A 25167-nucleotide genomic window follows, 5' to 3' on the forward strand; every position below is an offset into this window, starting at 1 on the left:
AGCGGGCGTGGGGGCGTCCGCGGATTCGGGGGAATCATGGCTCGACTCAGCGGTGCCGCCGCGTTGCTCGCCGAGGTCGAGCGGCGCGAGGCCGAACTCGCCCGGCTCGACGAGGAGTTCCGCACGGCGACGGTGACCGCGCGCTCGCCGGACCGGGCCGTCGCGGTCACCGTCGACGTCCGGGGGCACGTCGTGGCGGTGGAGCTGGCGCCCGGCACCCCGCGGGCGCACCCGCCGGAACGCCTGGGGCCCTTGATCGTCGAGCTGGCCGCGCGGGCCGGCAGCACCCTTCGGGAGCACTACGAGCGGCGCGCCGCCCTGACCCGGGTGCCGCAGTGATCTTCGAACTGGACCCCGCGGCGTGGGAGCGGGAGGCGCGCACCGTCGACGCCCTCGCGGAGGCCCTGCGCCCGCCCGGCCCCCTGCCCCTGCCCGACGATCAGTACGCGCGGGCCCTCGGCGCGGTGCCAGCGGAGTCCGATGCGGCGGCCGCGGACGTGCACGCCGCGGCGGTGGCCGACCTGCGGGCGCTCGCGGAGCGGATCCGCTGCCGCGCGCGGGAGTGCGCGGGCACCGACCTCGCCGCGGCGCGCGCGATCGAGGCGCTCGCATGACGGGTCCGTCGTTCTGGCCGCAGGAACCCGGCCCTTTCGCCGCGAGCGGCGAGCAGTACGTCGCCGCGCACGACGAGGCCCGGCGGATCGCCGCGCGGCTCGGGGTGGGGGCACCGTCGGCGGGCCTGCTGGCGGCCGCCGAGCTGGACGGGGCCCGGGCCGCCTTCCACGCCGGCTACGCGCGCCTCGTCGACGACACCCGGGCCCGGATGACCGAGGTCGCGGCGCGGACCGCGCTGGCGCGGCTCGAGGTCAGGGGACGGAACCCACCCGGCGACCCGGGCGCCGAGCAGGCCGCGGAGGTGGCGGAGGAGCGGGGTCGGGCGGAGACGGAGGACGTGGCGGAGGAGGCCCGCCGGCGCTCCGCCGAGCTCGCCGCCGGCCACGGCGCCGCGGTCGGTGGGATGGGGCCGATGACCGCGCTGGGGGCGCTCGGCCGGGCCGACGGCGTACACCGTGCCGCGCACTACACCGTGCCCGCGGCGGCGCCCGCCGACCTCGACGTGCGGCTGCGGGAGCTGTGCGGCTCGGTGACCGGGCCTGCGCGGCAGTGGGTTCGGATGGCCGTCGGGGAGGTCGTCGACGAGAACGGGCGGCCGTGGCGGCTGATCGGCACCACCGAGCTCGACGGCTATCTGCGGCCGGGGGTGGTCCTGCGGGACGGGGAGCTCGCTGCCGGGAACGAGGTCTGGCCGGAGTTGTCGATCGCCACCTTCTGCGCCGCGCACGGCTTCGCGCCTGGGCCCGTCGTCGGCGCGGTGGAGCCGCCGCCCGACGTGTGCCAGCACCTGCGCGACGCCGGCTTCACACCCACCTGGACCACCGACGCCTGGAGCACGACCTGGGAGGATGCCGATGCACCGCTCGACTAGCCTGTCCGACCTCGCCGAGGCCGTCGCCGCCGTGCCCGCCGGGCAGCGGCACGCCGCGGGCGTCGCGCTCGTCGCCGGGGCGCTGGACCGCGCCGCCGACCCGGCCCTGGACGCCGCGGGCGAGGTGCTCGTCGACGAGCGGCGCGCGCCCGGCTCCCGGAGGGGCGGCGCGGACGCCCTGGCCGCGACCGCCGAACGGCTCGACCGGGACGCCCACGCCCGTCGGCTCGACGGCGACCACACCGGCTACATCCTGGGCTTCCAGTCCGCCCGGGCGATGTCGGCGCTGTACTTCCTCGTGCGCGACGGCGGCGCCGGATTGGCCGACGTGGCGTACGAGGCGGTCATGGTCTGCGGCGCCACGGAGCCGGTGATCGCCGAACTCGTCGGTGCCCGCCGGTAGGGTGGCCGCGTGAATTCGAGCGCGCCCAGCAAGTCCGTATCCGCCCGCATCGCCGAGGAACTCTCGGTGGGGGAGAACCAGGTGGCGGCGGCTATCCAGCTGCTGGACGAGGGGTCGACCGTGCCCTTCATCGCCCGCTACCGCAAGGAGATCACGGGCAGCCTCGACGACGCGCAGCTGCGGCAGCTCGAGGAGCGCCTCGGCTACCTGCGCGAACTCGACGACCGTCGCGCGGCCGTGATCGCGTCCATCGAGGAGCAGGGCAAGCTGACCCCGCAGCTGCGGGAGGCGCTGCTCGCCGCGGAGACGAAGGCCCGCGTCGAGGACATCTACCTGCCGTACAAGGTCAAGCGCCGCACCAAGGCGCAGATCGCCCGGGAGAACGGGCTGCAGCCGCTCGCGGAGCGCCTGCTGGCCGATCCCACGCTGGTCCCGGAGGAGACCGCGGCCGAGTTCCTCGGCGAGAACGTCGCCGATGCGGCGGCCGCGCTCGAGGGCGCGCGGCACATCCTCGTCGAGCGGGCGGCCGAGGACGCCGAGCTCGTGGGTTCCGTCCGGGAGAAGTTCTGGTCGGACTCGACGCTGCGGACGGGCCTGCGCGAGGGCGCGGATCCGGCCAAGGCCCAGAAGTTCCGCGACTACTTCGAGTTCTCCGAGCCGCTGGAGCAGATGCCCTCGCACCGCGTGCTCGCGGTGCTGCGCGGGGAGAAGGAGGAGGTGCTCTCCCTGCAGTTCGACGGCGGCGAGGACGCGTCCTACGAGGGCATGGTCGCCGCGACGCTGGGGGTGCGCAACGAGGGCCGGCCGGCCGACAAGTGGCTCGGCACGGTCGTGCGCTGGGCGTGGCGCACCAAGCTGATGGTCTCGGCCACCGTCGATGCCCGGACCCGGCTGCGCCAGCGCGCGGAGGACGACGCGGTGCACGTCTTCGCCACCAACCTCAAGGACCTGCTGCTCGCCGCGCCCGCCGGCACCCGGCCGACCCTGGGCCTGGACCCGGGCTTCCGCAACGGCGTCAAGACCGCCGTCGTCGACGGGACCGGCAAGGTGCTCGACACTCTGATCATCTATCCGCACCAGCCGCAGAACCAGTGGGACAAGAGCAAGGCGCTCCTCGCGGCGCTGATCGCGCGGCACGACGTGGAACTGGTCGCGATCGGTAACGGTACCGCCTCCCGCGAGACCGACGCGCTGACGACGGAGCTCCTGGCGGAGATTCGCAAGGCCGGTGGGAAGGTGCCCGCGAAGGCCGTGGTGAGCGAGGCGGGCGCGTCGATCTACTCCGCGTCGGAGTACGCCTCGCAGGAGCTGCCCGACATGGACGTCTCGCTGCGCGGCGCCGTCTCCATCGCCCGCCGGCTGCAGGATCCGCTCGCCGAGCTGGTGAAGATCGATCCGAAGTCGATCGGCGTCGGCCAGTACCAGCACGACGTCTCGCAGGCGAGCCTCGCGCGAAGTCTGGACGCCGTGGTGGAGGACGCGGTGAACGCGGTCGGTGTGGACCTGAACACCGCGTCGGTGCCGCTGCTGGCGCGGGTCTCGGGCGTCTCCGAGACACTGGCCGCGGCGATCGTCGCCCATCGCGACCGGGCCGGCGCCTTCCGCAGCCGCTCCGGCCTGCTCGACGTCCCGCGGCTCGGGCCGAAGGCCTTCGAGCAGTGCGCGGGCTTCCTGCGGATCCGCGGCGGCGACGACCCGCTGGACGCCTCCGGCGTGCACCCCGAGGCCTACCCCGTGGTGCGGAGGATCCTGGACCGCTCCGGCCTGCAGCTGGCCGAGCTCATCGGCAACAGCGCCGCTCTGGCGAAACTCCGCCCGGCGGACATCGCGGCCGAGTTGGACGACGAACGGTTCGGCGTCCCGACGGTGACCGACATCCTCGCCGAGCTCGACAAGCCCGGTCGCGACCCGCGTCCCGCCTTCGCCACCGCGACCTTCGCCGCCGGCGTCGAGAAGGTCTCCGATCTCAAGCCCGGGATGGTGCTCGAGGGCGTGGTCACCAATGTCGCCGCCTTCGGCGCGTTCGTCGACGTGGGCGTGCACCAGGACGGCCTCGTGCACGTCTCGGCCATGTCCGACCGGTACGTCTCCGATCCGCACGAGGTGGTCAAGTCCGGCCAGGTCGTCAAGGTCAAGGTGGTCGACGTGGACGTCGAGCGCCAGCGGATCGGCCTGTCCCTGCGCCTGAACGACGACGCGGCGCCGAAGGAGCGCGGCCCGCGCGGCGGGGGAGCGCGCGGACAGGGCGGGCAGAACCGTGGCGGCCAGCAGCGCGGCCAGGGCCAGCAGCGCGCGCAGGGGCAGCGCGGCGGCCAGAACCGGTCGTCGCGCGGTGGGCGGGAACAGGCACCGTCGGGCTCGATGGCGGATGCGCTCCGCCAGGCCGGCTTCGGCAAGTAGTTCCCGCGCACGCGCCCCGTGCGCGGGAATCATCCGCGCATGCGGCGCGTGCGCGTGCGCCCGTATCGGCGGCGGCGTTCTTACCTGGGGCGACGGTGCTCGGCGCTAGGTTGGAGGGATGTCCGGCTGGTTCGCGCACGACGTCATCGAGGGGGGACGGCTGCCGCTGTTCGCCTTCTGCGTCGGGCTGATCGTGGGCTTCGTGGGCATCCGGGTCAGTGTCCGGCTGATCCGGGCCAACGTGCGGTGGTGGTTCCGCAACCTCACGCCCGGTGGTCTGCACGTGCATCACATGGTCTTCGGGGTGGTCCTCTGCCTGGGGTCGGCGATCGGATTGATCGCGAACTTCGACAAGGCCACCCAGACCACGGCGGCGGTCCTGGCGGGCGTCTTCGGCGTCGGGGCGGCGCTGATCCTCGACGAGTTCGCGCTGATCCTCTACCTGCGGGACGTGTACTGGCAGGAGGAGGGGCGCGCGTCGGTCGACGCGGTCTTCGTGGCGATCGCCATGAGCGGCCTGCTGCTGCTCGGGCTGCGGCCGCTCGACCTGGTGGACGTCGCCGGCTTCCACGACTCGCCGGAGCGCGCCGCGCAGATCGGCTTCGGGCTGATCAGCCTCGCCACGGCGGCGATCGTCCTGCTCAAGGGCAAGATCTGGACCGGCCTGATCGGGCTGTTCTTCTTCCCCTTGCTGCTGATCGGGGCTATCCGGTTGTCCCGGCCGGGCGCGCCGTGGGCCCGCTGGCGGTACGGGCAGGAGTCCCGGCGCATGCACCGCGCCCTGAGCCGGGAACGCCGGCTACGCCGCCCGCTGATCCGGGCGAAGATCGCGGTGCAGGACCTGATGGCGGGCCGCCCGGATCTGCTGCCGAACCTGCGGGAGGACGCGGAGAAGGAGCTGGACCGCACCGTCGTGCCGGCGCCCGCACCGCCCCGTCGGCCTCGATCGATGGCTCGGCGCCTGACGATTTCGAAAAACCGGCGGCGATCTGGCACAATTAACAGGTTGCCCGGGCTGCGTGCTGCCCGGGTGTATCCGGTTGCGGAGCAGCCGGCACGCCAGGAGTACGAACCGGTCGAACCCCCGCGGCAGTAGTCGCGACGGGCCGCCAGGGTCCTCTGCTCGCGAAGACATGTAAGAAACGGATGATCCAGCGATGAACACGCTCGACTTCATTGACCAGCAGTCCCTGCGCAGCGATGTGCCCGACTTCCGCCCCGGCGACACCCTTGACGTGCACGTCAAGGTCATCGAGGGCAGCAAGGAGCGCGTCCAGGTGTTCAAGGGCGTCGTGATCCGCCGCCAGGGCGGCGGCGTGCGCGAGACCTTCACCGTGCGCAAGGTGTCCTTCGGCGTCGGTGTGGAGCGCACCTTCCCCGTGCACTCCCCGAACATCGCCAAGATCGACGTCCTCACCCGTGGTGACGTCCGTCGCGCGAAGCTGTACTACCTGCGCGACCTCCGCGGTAAGGCCGCGAAGATCAAGGAGAAGCGCTGATCCCAGCGCTCGGCGAAGGGCCCCGACCAGCTGCGATGGCAGCGGTCGGGGCCCTTGCTCATTCTCGGGTCCGGCGATCCGGCCCGTCGGTGCGCCCGCTCTGAAGCAGGGCGCGGATGGCGCCGCCGAGTTCCGCGGCCGACGGTGCGGATTCGGGTGCGATGTACCACTGCAGGGCGAACCCGTTGACCAGTGCGAGGACGAGAGAACCCACTGGGAGATCGTCGTCGGAGACGTCCTCGGGGCCCTTGTCGAGGACGAGGGCGGCAAGGCTCCGCCGGCCCTCGTCGTGCGACCGGTGGATCTGCTGCCGGACATCGGGGGAGAACTCGGCCTCGGTGAGGGCCTGGAGGCTGGAGACCAGGGTGCTGCGCCGATCCGGGAAGCTGGTGGCGAGGCTGTCGACGAACCGTTCGAGACGTGACAGGGGGAGGTCGCTGTCCTGAGGCTGCATCGCCTCCTCGACGGCGGCGCCCCAGTCTTCGAAGCACTCGATCAGCGCCGTGTTGAGGAGCGCGTCCTTCGAGCCGAAGTAGTAGCCGATCGACGCCAGGTTCGCCCCGGACGCCGCGGTGATGTCACGTGCAGTGGTGCGCCCGTACCCCCGCTCGATGATGCACTGCTTCGCCCCCCTGATCAGGTCGTCTCGCTGACTCATATCCGCAGCATACCCTCGCGATCATACGCTTGTTCTATACAAATGTATTAGACGTATGTATGGTGCGGGTATGGCAGACAACGCACCCCAGAATCAGCTCCCCGGCCCGCGCGCGTCGGCCCGGGACTGGATCGGCATGGCCGCCCTGGTCCTCCCGGCGCTCCTTGCCTCCATGGACCTATCGGTCCTGTTCATGGCCATCCCCTGGATCAGCGCCGAGCTGGCGCCGAGCAGCACTCAGCAGCTGTGGATCATGGACGTCTACGGCTTCGTCATGGCCGGCCTGCTGATCACCATGGGCAGCATCGGGGACCGCATAGGCCGCAGGAGAATGCTGCTGATCGGGGCGATCGCTTTCGGCGTGGCCTCGATGCTGGCGGCGTTCGCCTGGTAGGCGGAGGTGCTGATCGCGGCACGGGCCCTGCTCGGCATCGGCGCGGCGACCCTCGCCCCGTCGACGCTCTCGCTGATCCGGGGCATGTTCGAGGACCGGAATCAGCGCCGCGCCGCCGTGGGTATCTGGACGGCCGCCTTCACCGGTGGGATGGCCGTCGGCCCTCTCGTCGGCGGGATCCTTCTCGAGCGCTTCTCCTGGGGTTCGGTCTTCCTCATCAACGTCCCCGTGATGATCCTCCTGCTGATCGTCGCGCCGCTCCTGATCCGTGAGTCCCGCGATCCGGGCGCCGGAGCGTTCGACCTGCTCGGTGCGGCACTCTCCCTCGCGGCGGTGCTTCCGATCATCTACGGACTCAAGAAGGTGGTCGCCGACGGTGTCCGCTGGCAGTACCCGATCATCCTCCTCGTCGGTGTCGCCTTCGCTGGTCTGTTCCTGCTGCGCCAGCTGAAGTCCTCGTCGCCGATGATCGACGTGAGGTTGTTCGCGCGGGCAGCGTTCACCGCGTCGATCGTGGCCAACTCGACGGTCGTCTTCGCCACGGCCGGGATGGGGTTGATGGCCGTCACGTTCATCCAGATGGTGCTGGGGTACGGGCCGTTCGACGCCGCTCTGTGGATGCTGCCGGCGGTCGGCGGAAGCGTGCTCGGCGCAGTCACGGCGTCGATGCTGGGTCGTACGGTCCGCCCGGCGATCCTCGTCGCAGCGGGCCTCGCGATCTCCGCTGCGGGCTTCTTCTGGGTCGGCACGATCGACCCGGGCTCCGGCGTCGGCGTCCTGATCGCCGCGTACGCCCTGCTCACCTTCGGCGTCGGGATCACCTCGACGCTCGCCACCAACCTCGTGCTCACCACGGCGCCCCCGGAGAAGGCCGGTGCCGCGTCGGCGATCTCCGAGACGAGCGCGGAGTTCGGCGGGGCCCTCGGAATCGCGGTGCTGGGCACGCTGTCCGCCGCCGTCTACCGCGATCAGATGCAGGACCGGGTCCCGGAAACGCTCGGTGACGCCGGGCGGGAAGCCGCCGAAGACACCATCGGCGGCGCCGTGGCCGTCGCCGGACGCGGCGCCGACGACGTCGCCGGGCGGTTGCTCGCCGACTCCTTCGCGGCGTACACGCACGGCTTCAACCTCGCGGCCATCGCCGGCGGCGCCCTTGTTGTGCTGGTCGGCGTGCTCGCCGGTATCGCCCTGCGGCGGGTCGGCCCCGACCAGGACGCGGCCGCGAGCGCGCCGGCCGCACGCGTCGAGGTGTAAGGGGCCGTGGCACCGTCGGGAGACGGGTCAGGGCTTGGGCGCCTGGGTCTCGGCGCATTCGGCGAGCACCGCTGCCAGCCCCTCCCGCAGGTCCCGGACGAACAGATCGGACACCTCGAGCGACGGAAAGTGGCCGCCGCGATCGGGCGAGCGCCACCGGACGATGCGCCGGTACCTCCGCTCCGACCACGGGCGCGGGTACTTCTCGATATCGCGTGGATAGATCGTGATCGCGGTCGGCACCTCGACGCGGAGGTCCGGGTCGAGCGAGGCATGGCTCTCGGCGTAGATGCGTGCGGCCGAGGCGCCGGTCCGGGTGAGCCAGTACAGGGTGACGTCATCCAGGATCCGGTCACGCGGGATGGTCTCGAAGGGAGTGTTCTCGGTGTCCGACCACTCGGCGAACTTGTCGAGGATCCACGCGAGCAGACCGACCGGGGAGTCGACGAGCGCGTAGCCGATGGTCTGCGGCCGCGTGGCCTGCTGCTTGGCGTAGCCCGCGCGGTTCGTCCAGAAGTCCTCGGTCTCCGCCGCCCACCGGCGTTCCTCCGGCGTGAGGCCGTCCGTTGTCATGCCGGGCGGCCCCTCGGCGAACGTGGTGTGGATTCCGAGGACGTGGTCCGGAAACCGGCCAGCCAGCACCGTCGTGATGTTCCCGCCCCAGTCCCCGCCGTGCGCCAGGAAGCGCGGGTAGCCGAGCCGCCCCATCAGCTCGACCCACGTCGCGGCGATCTTCTCGGTCCCCCATCCTGTGACGGACGGCTTGTCGCTGAACCCGAACCCGGGGAGCGACGGGATCACCACGTGGAAGGCGGGCGCCCCTTCGTCGGCCGGATCGGCCAGTTCGTCCGCGAGGTCGACGAACTCCGCGACGCTCCCCGGCCACCCGTGGGTCATGATCAGCGGCATCGCGTCGGCGCGCGCCGACCTCCGGTGCAGGAAATGGATCCCGAGCCCGTCGACGGTCGTGCGGAACTGCCCGATCCGGCGCAGGCGATCCTCGAACGCGCGCCAGTCGTAGTCGGTGCGCCAGTACCCGACGAGGTCGACGAGGTCGGCGAGCGGAACCCCTTGATCCCACCGGCGCCGCCCCACCGCGGTGCCGCACACGGTCTCAGGCTCGGGGAGCCGTGCCGCTCCCAACCGCGAGCGCAGATCCGTGATGTCCGCGTCATCGACGCGGACATCGAACGTCTCGATGTCATCGGAACGGAGCACGACCGACCTCCTGAACGTTGCCGGACCGGCTTCATGCTGAACCGCCTATACCGGTTCTATCACCGTGAGTGCCTCGCCGACAACCGGCTATGATGGTTCCATGGCGCCCTTTCTCGACTTCCGCCTCGGTGGCATCTTGGCCACGAGCTTCACCGCGACGCTCACGGAGCGCGCGGGTGATCCCGTGGAACGGATTCCGACGGCGCAGCGGCTCGCCGACTGGTTCGACGCCGTGGGACTACCGGTCGGCTCCTGCACGGACGGCGATAGGGCACGCGCGGTGGAACTGCGCGAGGCGATCCACCGCGCGGCGACCGCCGCCGCCGGCGACGAGCCCCTTCCGCCACGGGCGGTCCGCGTCATCAACGCACACAGCGCCCGAGGCAGGGCCACCGCCGCGCTGACGCCGCACCGCGAACGCCGATGGCGGCTGACGAGGGGCGCCGAGACCGGCGACGCCCTCGGCGTGGTCGCCGCGGATGCCATTGCACTCCTCAGCGGCGAACGCGACGGACGCTGGGCGCTGTGCGCATCACCCACCTGCCGGGCCGCGTTCTTCGACACCAGCCGCAGCCGCAGCCGCCGCTGGTGCGAGATGAACACGTGCGGCAACAAGGAGAAGAAGGCGCGCTACAACGCCGCGCACGGTGTCCCTACGACGCGGTGATCGAACCCGTTGCCGATGCCGCGTCGCCGTGGATCCCGGACAGGACGTGTTCGGTCCGGAGACGGATGCCCGCTCGGCTCTGCAGCTCGGCGGCCGGAACTTCGCTCCGCCTGCTCGGTACTGTGTACTCGTGCCCGAGCAGACGAACTCCCCGGAGAACCCCGATTCCACCGACGGTGGCGAGACGGCCGCGCACCGTCGGACGGGCGGGCGGCACGCGGCCTCCGAACCCGGCCCGGCACCGTCGGGCGACGCGGGTGAGAAGGACGGCGCCGGTGCGAAGAAGGACAAGAAGACGAACTGGCCCCTGGAGGTCGGCGCGATCGTCCTGGTGGCCCTCGTCCTGAGCTTCTGCCTGCAGACCTTCGTCGGGCGGCAGTGGTACGTGCCGTCGGAGTCGATGGAGCCGACGCTGATCGGCTGCGCGGGCTGCACCGGCGACCGGATCGTCACGCAGAAGATCAGCTACTTCACCGGCGATCCCGAGCCGGGCGACGTCATCGTCTTCAAGGGGCCGACGGAGTCCTGGGGGCTGGCGCCCGTGCAGCCGGTGCGCTCGGAGAACACGGTGATCCGCGGGGTGCAGGAGGCCCTCTCGTACGTGGGCCTGCAGCCGCCCAACGAGAACGACCTGGTCAAGCGCGTCATCGCGGTCGGCGGCCAGACGATCGAGTGCCGCCCCCAGACCGGCGTCACCGTGAACGGCAAGAAGCTGGTCGAGCCCTATCTGGCGGAGACCGCCAAGAAGTTCGCCAAGGATCAGGACGCCTGCTGGGGCCGGCCCTTCGGCCCGATCACGGTCCCGGACAGCAACGTCTTCGTGATGGGCGACAATCGCATGGCGTCGGCGGACTCGCGGTACCACCTCGAGGACGAGCTGCAGGGCACCGTGCCCAAGGCCGACATCCGCGGCAAGGTGGCCGCGATCATCTACCCGTTCAGCCGGTGGCAGACGGTGAAGTCGATCAACCCGCAGCAGGGCTAGACGCACATGCGCGACCGATGGCCCCCGCGGCCCGTGGTCCGGGCGTCGTCGGGACTGAGCACCCTCGAGACGGTCTTGGCCCGGGCGGGGCTGGGGCCCGTCGCGGGGATCGACGAGGCCGGACGCGGCGCCTGTGCCGGTCCGATGACGGTGGCGGCGTGCATCCTGCCGAGCCGCATCCCGGCGTCGCTGGTGCGTCTCGACGATTCGAAGAAGCTCACCGAGGCCGCGCGCGAGGAGTTGTATCCGAAGATCTTCGAACTCGCCGTGAGCTGGTCGGTGGTCTCGATCCCGGCCCCGGAGATCGACCGGATCGGGCTGCACGTCGCGAACATCGTGGGTATGCGCCGCGCCGTCGCGGGCCTGCAGGTGCGGCCGGGGTACGTGCTCATCGACGGCTTCACCGTGCCCGGACTGGGCGTGCCGTCGCTGCCGGTGATCGGCGGCGACGCGTCGGCGTCGTGCATCGCCGCGGCCAGCGTGCTGGCGAAGGTGACCCGCGACCGCGTCATGACGGAACTGGACGGCGACTTCCCCGGGTACGGTTTCGCGGTGCACAAGGGCTACTCGACGGCGGTGCACATGGCGGCGCTGGGGGAGCTGGGCCCGAGCAGTCAGCACCGCATGCGGTACCAGAACGTGCGGGCCGCGCTGGCCGCGTCGGCGGGGAGTTCCGCCGCGGCGCGGTAATCTGGAGCGGTTACGACGTCAGACATCAGGTGAGGAGGACTTTCCGTGAGCGCAGAGGATCTCGAGAAGTACGAGACCGCGATGGAGCTCTCCATGTACCGCGAGTACAAGGACGTGCTGAGCCAGTTCACCTACGTGGTGGAGACGGAGCGCCGGTTCTACCTCGCCAACGGGGTCGACCTGATCCCGCGCAACGCGGACGGCGAGGTCTACTTCGAGGTGCGGATGACCGACGCCTGGGTGTGGGACATGTACCGGCCGGCGCGCTTCCTCAAGCAGGCGCGAGTGGTCACGTTCAAGGACGTCAACATCGAGGAGCTGGACAAACCGGAGCTCCGGCTCCCCGAGTGAGCTCCGTTCTCCACAGATTTGCGTACATAACCTTTTCTCTCCACAGGCACCGCCTTCCCGGGCGGTGCCTGTGGTGTGCCGGGGGCACGATCGGCACATGGGGAACAACGAGACGGGGCGCGCGGGCGAAGATCTGGTCTGCGACTACCTGACGGACCGCGGGTGGACGGTACTGGCGCGGAACTGGCGGTTCTCGGGCGGGGGCCTGCGCGGTGAGCTGGACGTGATCGCCCGCGCGCCGGACGGCCTGCTCGCGATCGTCGAGGTGAAGACGCGCACGGGCACCGCCTTCGGTTCCGGTTTCGACGCGGTCACGCCCCGCAAGGTCGCCCGGTTGCGCGCGCTCACTTCGCGCTGGCTGGCGGAGACGGAGGGTGCCTTCGCGCAGGTCCGGATCGACGTGGCCTCCGTCTTCACCCCGCCCGGCGGGCCCGTGACCCTCGAGTACCGGTCGGGGGTGGCGTGATGTCCGCGCTGAGCAAGGTGCATTCGGTCGCGATCACGGGCGTCGACGGTGCCGTGGTCGAGATCGAGGGCTGCATCGGCGCCGGTCTCCCGGCCGTGCACCTCGTGGGGCTGCCCGACACCGTGCTCAAGGAGTCCCGCGACCGGATCCGCGCCGCCATCGTCAACGTGGGGATCCGATTCCCGGATACGCGGGTGACGATCGCCCTCTCACCCGCGACGCTGCCGAAAGTCGGGTCGATCTACGATCTTCCCCTCGCGGTGGCGATACTCGTCGCCGCGGAGCGGGTTCCCATCGGGCGGGTCGACGGGGCCGTCCTGCTGGGGGAGCTCGCCCTCGACGGCCGGGTCCGCGGGGTGCGCGGCGTGCTGCCGGCGGTGCTGGCCGCGAAGGAGGCGGGGTTCAGCCGCGCGGTGGTCCCGATCGCCAACCTCGACGAGGCGGGCCTGATCGACGGCATCGAGGTGCTCGGAGCGGCGCACCTGTCCGAGGTGGTGGCGTGGCTCGCGGGGGAGCGGGAGCTGGCCGTCCCCGAGCCGCTCGCGGCGTACGAGTGCGATCCGACGGTGGCGGACCTGGCCGACGTGGTGGGGCAGCCGGAGGCGAAGTACGCGCTGGAGGTGGCCGCCGCGGGCGCGCACCACGTCATGATGACCGGGCCGCCGGGCATCGGGAAGACGATGCTGGCCTCGCGGCTCCCGGGGATCATGCCGGCGCTGGGGCGGCAGGAGGCGCTCGAGGTGAGCGCGATCCACTCGATCGCCGGGAACCTGCGCGCCGACCGCCCCCTGATCACGGTGCCGCCCTTCGTGGCACCGCACCAGACCTCCTCGGTGAGTGCCCTGGTCGGCGGCGGGACCGGCCTGGCCCGGCCCGGTGCGGTCTCCCTCGCCCACCGGGGCGTGCTCTTCCTGGACGAGTGCGCCGAGATGGGGCCGCGGTCGCTCGAGGCGCTGCGGACCCCGTTGGAGGAGGGCCGGATCCGGCTCGCCCGCCGCGACGGGGTGGTCGAGTACCCGGCGCGCTTCCTGTTGGTGCTGGCCGCGAACCCGTGCCCCTGCGCGCCGGCGCGGAACGCCGACTGCATCTGCACCTCGACGGCCCGCCGCCGCTATCTGGGCCGGCTGTCCGGGCCGCTGCTCGACCGGGTGGACCTGTGGGTGCGGATGGAACCGCCCGGCACGGGCGCCCTGCACGCGGACGGCCCCGCGGAGGAGACCACGGCGACGGTGCGCGCCCGGGTCCGCAGAGCGCGGGAGGCCGCCGCGGCGCGGTGGGGCGACGAGGGCTGGCTCACCAATTCGGAGGTCCCGGGTGTGGTACTGCGCCGCCGGTTCCGGCTCTCGGCGGCGGCGCTGCGCCCACTCGAGCTGTACCTGCGCACCGGGAAGATCACGGCCCGCGGCGCGGACCGCTGCCTCCGGCTGTCGTGGACTCTCGCGGACCTGCTCGGACTCGACAAACCGGGCGAGGCCCAAGTGGTGCAGGCACTGCAGTTCCGGGACAAGGAGTGATGATGGCGGACGAGGCACGACACGCGTGGGCGTACCTGAGCCGGGTGGCCGAGCCGCCCTGCGCGCCGCTGGTCGGTCTGATCGAGGAGGTGGGGCCGGTCGCCGCGGCGGACATGGTGCGCCGGCAGGAGTTCGCGGCGGGCTTCGAGGACGTGGCGGACGGCACCGTCGGGCGGGCGCGGACCGACAGGGCGGAGGCCGATCTCGCGCACATCGCGCGCCTCGGCGGCAGACTCGTGACCCCCGACGACGAGGAATGGCCCGAGCAGGTCCTGCGCCGGCTCGCCGAGCGGACGCCCTCTGAGGACACCGAGCACGAGGACGAGGTGCGCGAACTGCGGCCGGTCGCGCTGTGGGTCGTCGGCGGCGGACGATTGGACGAACTGCTGCAGCGGTCGGTGGCGATGGTGGGGACGCGGGCACCGTCGAGCTACGGGGAGCGGGTGGCGGACGACTTCGCCGGGGACCTCGTGGCCGAGGGCTTCACGATCGTCTCCGGCGGCGCCTACGGCATCGACGGCGTCGCGCACCGCGCCGCGCTCGCCGCCGGCGGGCCGACGGTGGCCTTCGTGGCCGGCGGCCTGGACCGGCCCTATCCCGCCGGGCACGCGGGGCTGTTCCGGCGCGTCGCCGAGTCGGGGCTGCTCGTCTCCGAGTACCCGCCGGGCGTCGTTCCGGCGCGACACCGGTTCCTCAACCGCAACCGGATCGTGGGCACGGCCACCGGGGGAGTCGTGGTCGTGGAGGCGGGGTTCCGGTCGGGCACCAAGAACACCGCCACGTGGGCCCGGCGCCGCGGGGTGCCGGTGTGCGCCGTGCCCGGCCCGGTCACGGCCGTCACCTCGGTGACCTGCCATCAACTGATCCGTGAGGGTGCCGTGCTGGTGACCCGCTCGGCGGAGGTGATCGAGGAGGTGGGGCGGATCGGTGAGCTCGCGGCCGAGCTCGCCGTTCCCGCGCGCCCGACCGACGGCCTCGGTGCGCACGCCCTACGGGTGCACGACGCGCTGCCCGCCAGGGCGGCGCTCCCGGTGTCGGAGATCGCGGTGCTCGCCGGATTGCCGGCCCGTGTGGTGATGGGCGAGCTCGCGCTGCTCGAAACCAGGGGGCTGGTACGCCGCGACGGCGGTTCGTGGCGCCTGGCGCGGGAGGACGAGGCGTCGTGAGCGCGTGCGGTATCCGGGGCGGCGGGCTACGTGCTGTGAGCCACGGCGTTCTCCGGCGCGATCAGCCGGCCGTTCTTCATCAGGTCCGGGTCGGTGCACGAGGAGAGGTCGAAGCAACACGGGCGGCGCTTGCCCGAGCGCATCTTCGAGATCGTCACGTCCACCCGCTTCGCGCGGGTCGCCGGGCTCTTCGTGGCGCCGATCCACCGGACCCACTCCCACCGGGCCATCGGGGTGATGTCGGTCCACATGTCGATGGTGTCCGGGGCGGCGTCGAGCGCTGCCCGCAGGTCGTCGGGCACCGTCGGCTCGGGCCAGTCCTTCGTCGGTGAGATCTCCAGCGCGACCACGTCGCCCGCCGTCACCGGGGCATCGTCGAGGGCGATCCAGTGGCCCTTCCGGCCGTCCGGCTCGACCACGGTGCGGAAGTCACCGCCGTCCAGGCTGCCGACCACCGCGACCTGTCCCCGCGATGGGAGCGCGGCGCTGGCCTCGGCCGGTAGCCGGACGAGGGTCCGCCCGCCCACTGTCTCGGCGACCGCGGTGAACCGGATGGGGGTGGCGCTGTAGCTGCACATCATTGCCTCCTCGTAGCTGGTGCGTCGGCCTGTTCTCGACACTACGAGCTCGGCCCCGCACCGGCTTCTCGATTCGTGACCGATCCGGCGCCGGGTCCGAGGTGAGGGTATCCTTCACGTCAGCGCGGACCCGGTGAGTGTTCTCGCCGCGGGAACTCCCCGTGCCGGTCGAGTGGGGAGCGCAGAGCACAGTGACGGATATCGGAACGCCCACCGGCACCGGCGCGAGGCGGCGTACACAGGTCCTCACCGGCTCGGTGGGGCACCTGGTCGAGTACTTCGACTGGAGCGCGGACTCCTTCCTCGCCATCTACTTCTCCCGGCAGTTCTTCCCCGGTGACGCGGAGTCCGTCGTTCCCCTGCTCGCCACCTTCACCGTCTTCGCCGTCGGCTTCCTCGCGCGGCCCATCGGCGGCGTGCTGATGGGCCGGATGGCCGACCGGTACGGGCGGCGGCCGACCCTGGCCGTCGGGGTCGCGATGATGGGGCTGGGCAGCCTGATGATCGGCCTCGCCCCGACGTACGCGCAGGTGGGAGTCCTCGCCCCGGTGATCCTGGTGGTGGCGCGGCTGATCCAGGGGCTCTCCACGGGCGGCGAGCTCTCCACGGCGACGGCCTTCCTCGTCGAGTCCGCGCCCGCCGGCCGTCGTGGTGCCTACGGCAGCATCGTCAACGTCGGCTCGAGCATCGGCAAGGTGCTGTGCCTGCTCGCCATCACCCTGCTCGTCCGGACCGTCGGGGTCGACGCCATGGCCGACTGGGCCTGGCGCGTCCCGTTCCTCGTGGGCGCGGCCCTGGCGGTGGTCGCGTGGTGGATCAGGCGCAGCGCCGCGGAGACCCTCGTGGGGACGGGCGAGCTCACGGCCGGGGCGAGCCCGTACCGCGAGATCCTCGCCGGGCACCGTGCGGACTTTGGCCGCGCCTTCGTCCTCGCCTCGGCGACCGCGGCGGTCTTCTACGCGTGGAGCACCTTCGTCCCCACCTGGGCGATCCTCACCGCCGGGCTGAACAAGGAGAGCGCCGTGACGATCTCGGCGATCGCCTTCGTCGTCTACGGCCTCATCCAGATCCCGCTGGGCATGCTCTCGGACCGGATCGGGCGCAGGCCCATGATGTACGCCTCGCTGATCGCCGGAGCGGTGTGCACGGTGCCCCTGTTCCTGGTGATCTCGGACGGCTTCCTCACCGTGTTGGCCGTGCAGTGCGCGGGCATGGGAATCACGGCCCTGATGATGGCCTGCCTCGGCACCGCGCTCGCGGAGATGTTCCCCGCGCGGATCCGCGTCCTCGCCACTGGCACCGCCTTCGCGCTCGCCACCGCGATCTTCGGCGGCACGGTTCCCGCGATCGGCACGGCCCTGCACGAGCGCGGTCTGGACCTGGTGTTCCCGCTTTACCTGGTGCTGCTGCACCTCGTCGCGCTACCCGTCGTGTACCGCTGCCGCGAGACGGCGCACGCACCGCTCCCGGATTGACACCCGCCCTCGGCCTACGCTGGAGCCATGACCGAGGCGCTGGCGGAGTACGAGAGGTACCTGCGGCTCGAGCGCGGCCGCAGCGAGCACACGGTGCGCGCGTACCTCGCGGACCTGACCTCCCTGCTGGCCTTCGCGGAGGAGCGGGGGGTGGCGGCGCACCGTCTGGACCTGGCGACGCTCCGGGCCTGGCTGGGGGAGCGGGCCGCCTCCGGTGCCGCGCGGACCACCCTGGCGCGCCAGGCATCGTCGGCCCGTGCCTACACCGCCTGGGCCGCCCGGCGCGGCCACCTGGACTCCGACCCGGGCGTACGGCTCAAAGCCCCGCGGGCGCGCCGCACGCTGCCCACGGTCCTCTCCGCCGACGATGCCGGGCAGGCGCTCACGAACGCGACCTCCGGGGCGGCGGAGGGCGATCCGATAGCCGTCCGGGACCTCGCGATTGCGGAGATCCTGTACGCCACGGGGATTCGCGTGAGCGAGCTGTGCGGCCTCGATCTCGGCTCGGTCGACCACGGGCGCCGCGTGCTCACCGTGATCGGCAAGGGGGACAAGGAACGGATCGTGCCCTTCGGGGCGCCCGCCGGGGCCGCGCTGCGGCGCTGGCTCGACGAGGCCCGGCCGGCCCTGGTGACCGAGCGGTCCGGCCATGCCCTGTTCCTCGGCGCCCGCGGCGGGCGGCTCGATCCGCGGCAGGCGCGCACCGTCGTGCACCAGGTGACCGGCTCGGTGCCGGGCGGTCGCGAGGTGGCGCCGCACGCGCTCCGGCACACCGCCGCCACCCACCTCCTCGACGGTGGCGCCGACCTGCGCGTCGTACAGGAGCTCCTCGGACACTCGTCCCTGGCGACCACGCAGCTCTACACCCACGTGAGCGTCGCCCGGCTGCGGGCCGCGCATGAGCAGGCGCACCCGCGCGCCTGAACCGGTTCCGTACGGTGGGGGCCATGCGCCCGACCGGACTGGAAGCCCTGGCCGAATCCGAAGTGCGGCGCGGTGCCGGTGGCCGCGTCCGGCGCCCGGCGGGCTCCACCGACGCCGATATCGCCTACGCGCGTCCGGCGCCGTCGAACCCGATCCCGCTCGTAGTGCTGCCGGGCGGACCGGGAATGGCCTCCCTGGTGCCGTACCGCGCCTTTCGCCGACGGGCGGCGGCGCGCGGTTTCGACGTGGTGATGATGGAGCACCGCGGGGTCGGAGCGTCGCGACGGGATCAGGCCGGGCGGGACCTGCCGCGCGACGCGGTCACCATCGGGGCGGTGGTCGACGACCTGGCCGCCGTGCTCGACGACGCCGGTATCGCCCGCGCCGTGATCTACGGGTGTTCCTACGGCACGGCCCTCGCGCAGGTCTTCGGCGCGCGACATCCGGATCGGGTCGCGGGCATGGTGCTGGACTCGACGATGCTCGACGTCGAGGGCGACCTGGTGATGACCCGGGCGTACCGGCGGGAACTCCTCCTGACCGGTGACGGCCCGATCGCCGCGCTGGTCCGGGGCCTGATCGACGGTGGCGTCGCCCCGATCGACGAGGTCGGGCACGTCGCACAGGTGGTCTACGAGTTCAGCGGGCCCGCGGTGCTGGAACGGTTGCTGCGGGAGCGGGCCCGCGGCCGTGGCCTGCGGGCCTGGCGCGCCATCGCCGGACTCGGAGCGGACGAGGTCGCGGGGACCGGGCGGCGGTTCGTGATCGAACCGGACCTGGTGGAGGACATCAGCCACGCCGAGCTCGGGGCGTCGTACGCGCCGGACGGGCTACCGCTGGATCCACAGGCGATGTTCGTCCGCGACGACGCCCCGGCCTTCCGCGGCGAACCCGAAGACCTGCTGGCGCGACTGCCCACGTTCGCGTGGCCCACCGCCGTCGTCTCCGGCGATAGGGACCTGCGGACGCCGCGGCCGGTGGCCGAACGCGCCGTCGGACTCCTGCCCGACGGGGTACTGGTGCCTCTTGCCGACACCGGTCACAGCGCGCTGGACACCCATCGGCTGGCGGGGCTCGCCGTCGCCCGGGGCGTAGCCGAGGGCACCCATCACCTGCTTCCGGCCCTGGCCCGCGACATCGCCGCCCTGCCCCGCGAGGGCGCCTCGGGCGCGCTCGGCCGGCTGATCCGCGCGGGGCTCGCCGTCGACCTGGCGCTGCCGGGCGGTACCCGCCCGGGTGAAGACTAGTCGCGCCAGTTCCGCTCGAAGGGCAGGCGCCAGGCGTTCGGAGCGATCAGCTGGTGGATCGAGTTCGGGCCCCACGAGCCCGGCTCGTACTGGCGCACCGGCGGCGGATCGTCGAGCAGCGGGATCGACCGCTCCCAGAGCGATTCGATGCCCTCGGCCGTGGTGAACAGCGTGTGGTCACCGTTGATGGCGTCGAGGATGAGCCGCTCGTAGGCCTCCAGGACGTCGTCGGCCTGATCGGTGTGCTCGGTGGAGAACTGCATCGCCAGCTTCGACAGGCGCATGCCCGGACCGGGCCGCTTGCCGTAGAAGGAGAGCGAGACCTTGGACTCGTCCGCGAGGTCGAAGGTGAGGTGGTCGGGGCCCTGCTGGCCGATGCCCGAGCCGGCCGGGAACATCGACTTCGGCGCCTCCTTGAAGGCGATGGAGATGATCCGCATCCCCTGGGCCATCTTCTTGCCGGTGCGCAGGTAGAACGGTACGCCGGCCCAGCGCCAGTTGTCGATCCGCGCCTTGAGCGCGATGAAGGTCTCGGTGTCGGACTCCGGGTCGACGCCCTTCTCCTGCCGGTAGCCGGCGTACTGGCCGCGGATCACGTCCTCGGGCTGGATCGGTTCGAGCGACCGGAAGACCTTGTTCTTCTCCTCCGAGATCGCGCGCGGTTCCAGGGCGGTGGGCGGCTCCATCGCGACGAAGGCCATCACCTGGAACAGATGGGTGACCACCATGTCCTTGTACGCGCCGGTCGGCTCGTAGAACGCGGCGCGCGCGTCGAGTCCCAGCGACTCCGGGATGTCGATCTGGACGTGGTCGATGAAATTGCGGTTCCAGATCGGTTCGAAGAGCCCGTTGGCGAACCGGAAGGCCAGGATGTTCTGCGCCGCCTCCTTGCCGAGGAAGTGGTCGATCCGGAAGATCTGCTTCTCTTTGAAGGTCTTGTGGACCTCGTCGTTGAGGGCCAGTGCCGATTCCAGGTCCTCGCCGAAGGGCTTCTCCATGACGACCCGCGAGCGTTCCACCAGGTTCGCCGCATCGAGCGTCGCGATCACCTTGGTCGCGGCCTTCGGCGGCACACTGAGGTAGTAGAGGCGGCGCACCCGCTCCACGTCGCCCTCGGCGTCGACGTCGGCGAGTTCCTTCTCCTTCTCCGCGACGGCGGCGGCCAGGACCTCGGGGCCGGCGGAGGTGTTGACGTAGGACAGCTTGGGGGCGAACTGTTCCCACTGCGCAGCGGTCAGCTTGCGGGCGCCGAGATCGTCGATGGCCTTCTTGGCGAAGGCGCGGAACTCGTCGTCGGTCATGTCGTCGAGGCTGGTGCCGATGACCCGCATGTCCGGGGCGAGCCCGGAGACGGCGAGGTAGCCGAGGCCGCAGAGGAGCTTGCGCCGCGAGAGGTCGCCGGTGGCACCGAACAGCACCACCAGCGTGGGGGCCTCCTGCGGCGGCTTGCGGGAGCGCCGCGTGGAGCCGCTGGGGTAGGCGATCGACTGGGCCTCCTGCAGCCGTTCCGCGGTGGTGGAACCGTCTCCCGTGTCCGACGGTGCGCTGTCTCGGGTGTGTTCGTCCGTCACGGCACCATCGTCGCACTCGTGTCCGGTACGTGTCGGGTTACCCGGTCAACCGGTGTACGCCGCCGGGTTGAATCGCAGTTCGAGGGGGCGGGGAGGGCTTCGCAACAGCTAGGCGACAGAGCTGCCGACGCCCGGTTCGTAGCGGGCGAGGTCGCTTTCGGTGAGGAATCGCACGCCGGGATGCGCCTCGGTGAGCATGGTGCGGGCGCGGGCCAGGTACTGCTCGACGAGCGTCTTGTTGTCGCGGTTGCCTTCGACGTCGAGGGCGACGGGGTATTCGGGCAGCCACGATGAGGTGTCGCGCGTGTAACCGCGGGCCCACTCGTCCTCGCCGTCGAACTCGGGAAGATCGTCGAGCACGGCAGCGGCGGCGGCGACCTGTTCCTCGGTCACGCCGCCGACCTTCAGCGTCCGCTCATAGGCTCCCACGTCGCCATGATACTGCGATCGCACCGAGGTTTGAAGGGACGATCATGACGAGTTCGTCGAGGTTGACACCGTGTTTCTCGACTGCGGCCCGAAGTTCGCCCACCGCCTGGCCAGGGGCGACTGTTGTGGCCCGGGCGTCGACCACGCCGCGACGGCACTTGACGGCGATCTCCTCGACGTTGTCGAGCATGGTCAGGTGGTTGTAGCCGCGCACGACTGTGGGATCGAGCTTCTTGAACTCGACGGGCTCGTTCCCCACCACCGTGATCGAGTCGGGTGGGCGGCGCTTCTTGAACTCCCGCACCGATCGGACCCGAACCCCTTTCTCCTGCAGGAACTCGGCGATCGCGCGTTCGTCGTCATTGAAGTACTTCCACCGCTCCGCGTCGGTGTCCGGAGCGATGGCGTTGAAACGGACCAGTTCGCAATAGCTCAGCACGATGGACGGATCCGTCTGTGTGCCACTGGGCGTGGCAGTGACGTGAACGTCGGCGGGCAGAACCCAGTCCATCGCGGGGGCATCGTCCGGGCCGGTGAGCGGGGGCGGCAGCGTCACGGAGCATCCGCATCGGGCAGCAGTCGCACCGGGGCGGCGCCGACGAGCAGGAGCGGGTTGTAGTACTGCGCCGCCCTGCCCGCGCCGCGCCGCAGCCCCCAGTGCAGGCACGCTGTGGTGGGGCAGCCCTCGTGGCCGGCTGCGACCCGGCCCAGCGGGGATCCGCGACCCACCTCGTCGCCGGCGCGGACAGCGGGTTCGTCGATCGGCTCGTACGTGGTCAGCAGGCCGTTCGGGTGCAGGACCGAGACCACGACCCGATCGTCGACCCGTCCCACGTGGTGCACCCGTCCGGCGCCGGCGGCGTAGACGATCTGGCCGGCGGCGGCCGCGAGGTCGGCACCGCGGTGGCCGGGCTGCCACCGCTTCTCCGGGTTCGCGAACAGGCGGGCGACCGCCGGCCGCGGGTCGAGCGGCCAGTCGTAGTCTCCCGCAGCGCCGGCCGGGGGCGCGCCGAGCAGGAGGACGAGGAGGACCAGGGCGGAGCGGACCGTCGTGCGCATGCTCCGACGGTGCCGCACGGCACCGTCGGGAACGGGGCCCGGGCGGCCTGCATGTGGAGGAAAACGCGTTATCCACAAGGCGGGTGCGGAGCGCCGTTTCGGACCCCGGTCCACCGATCGTCGGGCGTACACTGCGCCCCATGACCGCCGTGCCGCAGCATCCCGAACGGATGTCGCTGGAGCAGTGGTGTGCCTTGGGGGAGGACACATCCGCGCGGTTCGTTGCTTATCGCGCCGAGACCGTGCGCGGAGCGTTCACGTCCACGGTGCCCTGTCCGCTGCGGATCGACCTGGACGCGCTGTTCCCGCCGGACTGACCTACCCTCCGCGGCCTCGGGGCGTGGTCCGCCTCGAAGGACGGCCCGGTGCTCACTCGCCCTCGTCGTGCTTGCGGGCCGCGTTCCGGCGCCACTCGTCGATCTTGCGGCCGACCCCGGTCGCGACGTCGGTGACGCCCTGGCCGACGGTGTTCACCGCCGAGGCGCCGAAGTCGCGCAGGGTGGTGATCAGCGGGTCGGCGGAGGCGTCGAAGCCGTCCTTGTAGCCGCGCGCCGCGGCCTTGAACTCCTCGGCGGTGCTCGCCGTGTCGTCGTCGGCCCGGCGGGGGTAGTCGCCGCCGAGGATGCGGCCGTAGTCCCCGCGCTCGACCCACCTGTTCAGGTCGGCGGCGCGCAGCACCGAGAAGGGGTGCGACCGGAGTTCCAGGTTGAGCAGCTTGAGCACGCCGTCGCGCAGATCGCCGGTGCGCTCGTACTCGGCGGCCTGGGCGAGGAAGCGCTGCGTGTCCATCTCGGAGAGCCGGGTGCCGCCGGCCGTCTTCATGTGCACGCGCAGCGCGACATCGGGGTCCTGCACGCACAGCAGGCCCGCACGGTCGCCGGAGAGTTCCGACTTGCGCTGCCACTCCATGAGCGCCGCGACGATGGCGCGCAGCGCCCACCCGCCGATCGGGACCCAGCCGAAGCTGCCCGCGAGCCGCAGCAGGTGCATGAGCATCGTGCGGTAGACGGCGTGCCCGGACAGTGCGTGGCCGAGCTCGTGGCCGACGACGAAGCGCTGCTCCTCCGCGTCGAGCAGCTCGAGCAGGCCCGTGGTGAGCACGATGAAGGGCCGGTCCATGCCGATGGTCATGGCGTTCACGGTCGGGTCCTGCACGACGTACAGTTCGGGCGTCGACGGGGCGTCCAGGACCCGGACGCAGTCCTCGAGAAGGTCGTGCAGGTGCGGGAACTGCCGGTCGTCCACGCGCACGCCGGAGGCGAGGTAGAGGAGACGGTGCTGGCGCTCGCGCAGCAGCGCCGAGATCGCCTTGAGCACGGTGTCGAAGCCCTTGAGGTTGCGCAGGGCGACGAGCGCGGCCCGATCTGCGGGGTGCTCCCACGCGCGAGTGCTGATTCCGGGTAGCGAACGGTAGCTCCGAGCGACTGAATCGGTCATACTGCCACGTTACCGACTCGCGGTTGGGAACCGCTTGGCGATTACGAAGGACACCGCGGCGCCCACGGCGCAGAAGACCATCACCGACCCCAGGACGACGGGGTTCCCGCCGGCACCGGCGAACAGCGCCGCGACTCCACCCAGGCCCATCCGTGCCGCGCCCAGCGCCGCTGAGGCGGTCCCCGCGAGGTCGCCGTGATCGCGCAGGGCGAGCGCGGCCACCGTCGGCATGACCAGACCGAGGCTCGAGACCGTGACGAACAACGAGACGATCACCAGCGGCGGGTGCCCGATCGTCAGGGCGACGAGCGAGGCCGCGGCACCGGCCACCATGCACGCGAGCCCGATCCGCAGCAGCGTCGCCAAGGGCACCCTGCCGACCAGTCGCCCGCCGACGAGGTTCGTCACGAGCAGGCCCACCGCGTTCGCCGAGAAGACCAGGCTGAACTCCGCCGCGGAGTAGCCGTAGTGGCTCTGGAAGACGAACGCGGAGGTGGAGACGTAGGCGAACAGGACCGCGAAGGCGAGGCCGCTGGTCAGCGTCAGCGCGACGACCCGGCGGTCCCGGGCCAGGATGGCGAAGGCGCCCGTGACGGATCCCCAGCCGGTCGGCCGGCGGTCCGCCGCCGGCAGCGTCTCGGGTACCGCCGCGGCGGCGACCACCAGCAGCGCGACGCCGAGCCCCGCGAGCACCACGAACAGCCCCCGCCAGTCGGTGAACCGCAGCAGCTGCGCGCCCGCGAGGGGCGCGACGATCGGCGCGATCCCGCCCACCGCCATGAGGGTGGAGATCATCCGTGCGGCGGCGGCACCGTCGAACAGGTCTCGGACGATGGCCAGGCTCAGGACGATCCCCGTCGCGCCCGCGGCGCCCTGCAGTATGCGCGCGACGTCCAGCAGGTACACCGACGGTGCGACCGCGCACAGCAGCGAGCTCGCCACGAACAGCGCCATCCCGACGATCAGCGGTCGGCGCCGCCCGATCGAATCCGAGAGCGGTCCCACGAGGATCTGGCCGATGGCGAGGCCGAGGAGGCACGCGGTGAGCGTGCCCTGGATCGCGGGCTGGGAGGCGCTGAGATCGTCGGCCGCGGCGGGAAGGGCGGGGAGGTAGAGGTCCGTGGTGATCGGCCCGAACGCCGACAGCGAGCCCAGGATGAGGGCCAGGCGGAGCTCTCCTGGGGGTTTTCGGGAGTCCTCGCGGGATCGTTGCACCCGTCAATCCAATCGCAGGTGCACAGTAGGGCGAAATCCGGGCCGAGCGGCATTCCGCTCAGCGTGAGCGAAAGGGAACAC

Annotated in this window: 27 protein-coding genes and 1 pseudogene; 19 read left to right on the forward strand and 9 right to left on the reverse strand. The window is 71.8% G+C overall.

The window, feature by feature from the left end:
* Nucleotides 1–36: 36 nt before the first annotated feature.
* The 7 genes from AC21LY_RS20420 (at nucleotide 37) to rplS (ending at nucleotide 5788) form a co-directional block, all read left to right on the forward strand.
* The gene (locus tag AC21LY_RS20420; protein ID WP_489048394.1) at nucleotides 37–339 is read left to right on the forward strand and encodes a YbaB/EbfC family nucleoid-associated protein; all 303 of its coding nucleotides are present in this window, start codon (nucleotides 37–39) and stop codon (nucleotides 337–339) included.
* Entirely contained in the window at nucleotides 336–614 is a 279-nt protein-coding gene (locus AC21LY_RS20425) for a hypothetical protein (protein WP_489048395.1), read from the forward strand. Before AC21LY_RS20420 ends, AC21LY_RS20425 begins: the two co-directional genes overlap by 4 nt.
* Nucleotides 611–1486, forward strand: coding sequence for a hypothetical protein (locus tag AC21LY_RS20430; protein WP_489048396.1), 876 nt, complete (start codon nucleotides 611–613; stop codon nucleotides 1484–1486). Before AC21LY_RS20425 ends, AC21LY_RS20430 begins: the two co-directional genes overlap by 4 nt.
* Nucleotides 1470–1889 (forward strand): hypothetical protein, encoded by a 420-nt coding sequence (locus AC21LY_RS20435; protein WP_489048397.1) that lies wholly within the window; start codon nucleotides 1470–1472, stop codon nucleotides 1887–1889. The genes AC21LY_RS20430 and AC21LY_RS20435 overlap by 17 nt, the downstream gene beginning before the upstream one ends.
* Nucleotides 1890–1898: 9 nt before the next feature.
* On the forward strand, nucleotides 1899–4289 hold the full coding sequence (locus AC21LY_RS20440; protein WP_489048398.1) for a Tex family protein: 2391 nt from the start codon (nucleotides 1899–1901) through the stop codon (nucleotides 4287–4289).
* Nucleotides 4290–4407: 118 nt separating this feature from the next.
* On the forward strand, nucleotides 4408–5385 hold the full coding sequence (locus AC21LY_RS20445; RefSeq protein ID WP_489048399.1) for a hypothetical protein: 978 nt from the start codon (nucleotides 4408–4410) through the stop codon (nucleotides 5383–5385).
* Between the two features lie 61 nt (nucleotides 5386–5446).
* Entirely contained in the window at nucleotides 5447–5788 is a 342-nt protein-coding gene (rplS, locus tag AC21LY_RS20450) for a 50S ribosomal protein L19 (protein ID WP_019203499.1), read from the forward strand.
* 58 nt (nucleotides 5789–5846) lie between these two features.
* Here the strand turns inward: rplS and AC21LY_RS20455 are convergent, their stop codons facing one another.
* A complete protein-coding gene (locus AC21LY_RS20455) occupies nucleotides 5847–6446 on the reverse strand; it encodes a TetR/AcrR family transcriptional regulator (protein ID WP_489048400.1) in 600 nt (199 codons plus the stop codon).
* A gap of 136 nt (nucleotides 6447–6582) precedes the next feature.
* Between AC21LY_RS20455 and AC21LY_RS20460 the strand changes: the two are divergent.
* Nucleotides 6583–8094, forward strand: a pseudogene (locus AC21LY_RS20460) (MFS transporter).
* 27 nt (nucleotides 8095–8121) lie between these two features.
* Here AC21LY_RS20460 and AC21LY_RS20465 read toward each other — a convergent pair.
* Nucleotides 8122–9312: an epoxide hydrolase family protein gene (locus tag AC21LY_RS20465; RefSeq protein ID WP_489048401.1), complete on the reverse strand. Its 1191-nt coding sequence runs from the start codon at nucleotides 9310–9312 to the stop codon at nucleotides 8122–8124.
* A 100-nt stretch (nucleotides 9313–9412) separates the two neighbouring features.
* Here AC21LY_RS20465 and AC21LY_RS20470 point away from each other — a divergent pair, with 100 nt between their 5' ends.
* The 7 genes from AC21LY_RS20470 to dprA all read left to right on the forward strand — a co-directional run bounded on the left by AC21LY_RS20470 (nucleotide 9413) and on the right by dprA (nucleotide 15151).
* Nucleotides 9413–9979, forward strand: coding sequence for a CGNR zinc finger domain-containing protein (locus tag AC21LY_RS20470; protein WP_489048402.1), 567 nt, complete (start codon nucleotides 9413–9415; stop codon nucleotides 9977–9979).
* Nucleotides 9980–10109: 130 nt separating this feature from the next.
* Nucleotides 10110–10964 (forward strand): signal peptidase I, encoded by an 855-nt coding sequence (lepB, locus tag AC21LY_RS20475; RefSeq protein ID WP_489048403.1) that lies wholly within the window; start codon nucleotides 10110–10112, stop codon nucleotides 10962–10964.
* 6 nt (nucleotides 10965–10970) lie between these two features.
* Nucleotides 10971–11654 (forward strand): ribonuclease HII, encoded by a 684-nt coding sequence (locus AC21LY_RS20480; RefSeq protein ID WP_489048404.1) that lies wholly within the window; start codon nucleotides 10971–10973, stop codon nucleotides 11652–11654.
* 45 nt (nucleotides 11655–11699) lie between these two features.
* Complete coding sequence (locus AC21LY_RS20485; RefSeq protein ID WP_040768524.1) at nucleotides 11700–12005, forward strand: DUF2469 domain-containing protein; 306 nt, start codon at nucleotides 11700–11702, stop codon at nucleotides 12003–12005.
* 97 nt (nucleotides 12006–12102) lie between these two features.
* Nucleotides 12103–12471, forward strand: coding sequence for a YraN family protein (locus AC21LY_RS20490; protein ID WP_489048405.1), 369 nt, complete (start codon nucleotides 12103–12105; stop codon nucleotides 12469–12471).
* On the forward strand, nucleotides 12471–13985 hold the full coding sequence (locus tag AC21LY_RS20495; protein ID WP_489048406.1) for a YifB family Mg chelatase-like AAA ATPase: 1515 nt from the start codon (nucleotides 12471–12473) through the stop codon (nucleotides 13983–13985). The genes AC21LY_RS20490 and AC21LY_RS20495 overlap by 1 nt, the downstream gene beginning before the upstream one ends.
* Before the next feature lie 2 nt (nucleotides 13986–13987).
* Nucleotides 13988–15151, forward strand: coding sequence for a DNA-processing protein DprA (dprA, locus tag AC21LY_RS20500; RefSeq protein WP_489048407.1), 1164 nt, complete (start codon nucleotides 13988–13990; stop codon nucleotides 15149–15151).
* Nucleotides 15152–15177: 26 nt separating this feature from the next.
* Here dprA and AC21LY_RS20505 read toward each other — a convergent pair whose 3' ends face one another.
* Nucleotides 15178–15729, reverse strand: a complete 552-nt coding sequence (locus AC21LY_RS20505; RefSeq protein WP_489048408.1) for a YdeI/OmpD-associated family protein — start codon at nucleotides 15727–15729, stop codon at nucleotides 15178–15180.
* Between the two features lie 191 nt (nucleotides 15730–15920).
* On the opposite strand from AC21LY_RS20505, the gene AC21LY_RS20510 reads away from it, so the two are divergent.
* From AC21LY_RS20510 to AC21LY_RS20520, 3 genes are read left to right on the forward strand one after another with little or no spacing between them, the layout of a single operon-like run.
* Entirely contained in the window at nucleotides 15921–17204 is a 1284-nt protein-coding gene (locus AC21LY_RS20510; RefSeq protein ID WP_489048409.1) for an MFS transporter, read from the forward strand.
* 27 nt (nucleotides 17205–17231) lie between these two features.
* A complete protein-coding gene (locus AC21LY_RS20515) occupies nucleotides 17232–18128 on the forward strand; it encodes a tyrosine recombinase XerC (RefSeq protein WP_489048410.1) in 897 nt (298 codons plus the stop codon).
* A 23-nt stretch (nucleotides 18129–18151) separates the two neighbouring features.
* Nucleotides 18152–19375 (forward strand): alpha/beta fold hydrolase, encoded by a 1224-nt coding sequence (locus AC21LY_RS20520; RefSeq protein ID WP_489048411.1) that lies wholly within the window; start codon nucleotides 18152–18154, stop codon nucleotides 19373–19375.
* Here the strand turns inward: AC21LY_RS20520 and zwf are convergent.
* The 4 genes from zwf to AC21LY_RS20540 all read right to left on the reverse strand — a co-directional run bounded on the left by zwf (nucleotide 19372) and on the right by AC21LY_RS20540 (nucleotide 22434).
* A complete protein-coding gene (zwf, locus tag AC21LY_RS20525; RefSeq protein WP_489048460.1) occupies nucleotides 19372–20877 on the reverse strand; it encodes a glucose-6-phosphate dehydrogenase in 1506 nt (501 codons plus the stop codon). The two genes, AC21LY_RS20520 and zwf, sit on opposite strands and share 4 nt — an antisense overlap.
* A gap of 177 nt (nucleotides 20878–21054) precedes the next feature.
* Complete coding sequence (locus tag AC21LY_RS20530; protein ID WP_489048412.1) at nucleotides 21055–21375, reverse strand: hypothetical protein; 321 nt, start codon at nucleotides 21373–21375, stop codon at nucleotides 21055–21057.
* The gene (locus AC21LY_RS20535; RefSeq protein WP_489048413.1) at nucleotides 21362–21931 is read right to left on the reverse strand and encodes a hypothetical protein; all 570 of its coding nucleotides are present in this window, start codon (nucleotides 21929–21931) and stop codon (nucleotides 21362–21364) included. Before AC21LY_RS20535 ends, AC21LY_RS20530 begins: the two co-directional genes overlap by 14 nt.
* A complete protein-coding gene (locus tag AC21LY_RS20540; RefSeq protein ID WP_489048414.1) occupies nucleotides 21928–22434 on the reverse strand; it encodes a M23 family metallopeptidase in 507 nt (168 codons plus the stop codon). The genes AC21LY_RS20535 and AC21LY_RS20540 overlap by 4 nt, the downstream gene beginning before the upstream one ends.
* Nucleotides 22435–22574: 140 nt before the next feature.
* On the opposite strand from AC21LY_RS20540, the gene AC21LY_RS20545 reads away from it, so the two are divergent.
* Nucleotides 22575–22751: a hypothetical protein gene (locus AC21LY_RS20545; protein ID WP_489048415.1), complete on the forward strand. Its 177-nt coding sequence runs from the start codon at nucleotides 22575–22577 to the stop codon at nucleotides 22749–22751.
* 52 nt (nucleotides 22752–22803) lie between these two features.
* Here the strand turns inward: AC21LY_RS20545 and AC21LY_RS20550 are convergent, their stop codons facing one another.
* On the reverse strand, nucleotides 22804–23871 hold the full coding sequence (locus tag AC21LY_RS20550) for a M48 family metallopeptidase (RefSeq protein WP_489048416.1): 1068 nt from the start codon (nucleotides 23869–23871) through the stop codon (nucleotides 22804–22806).
* A gap of 9 nt (nucleotides 23872–23880) precedes the next feature.
* Complete coding sequence (locus AC21LY_RS20555) at nucleotides 23881–25086, reverse strand: multidrug effflux MFS transporter (RefSeq protein WP_489048417.1); 1206 nt, start codon at nucleotides 25084–25086, stop codon at nucleotides 23881–23883.
* Between the last annotated feature and the right edge of the window lie 81 nt (nucleotides 25087–25167).

The organism is Tsukamurella sp. II2bb, assembly GCF_057815145.1.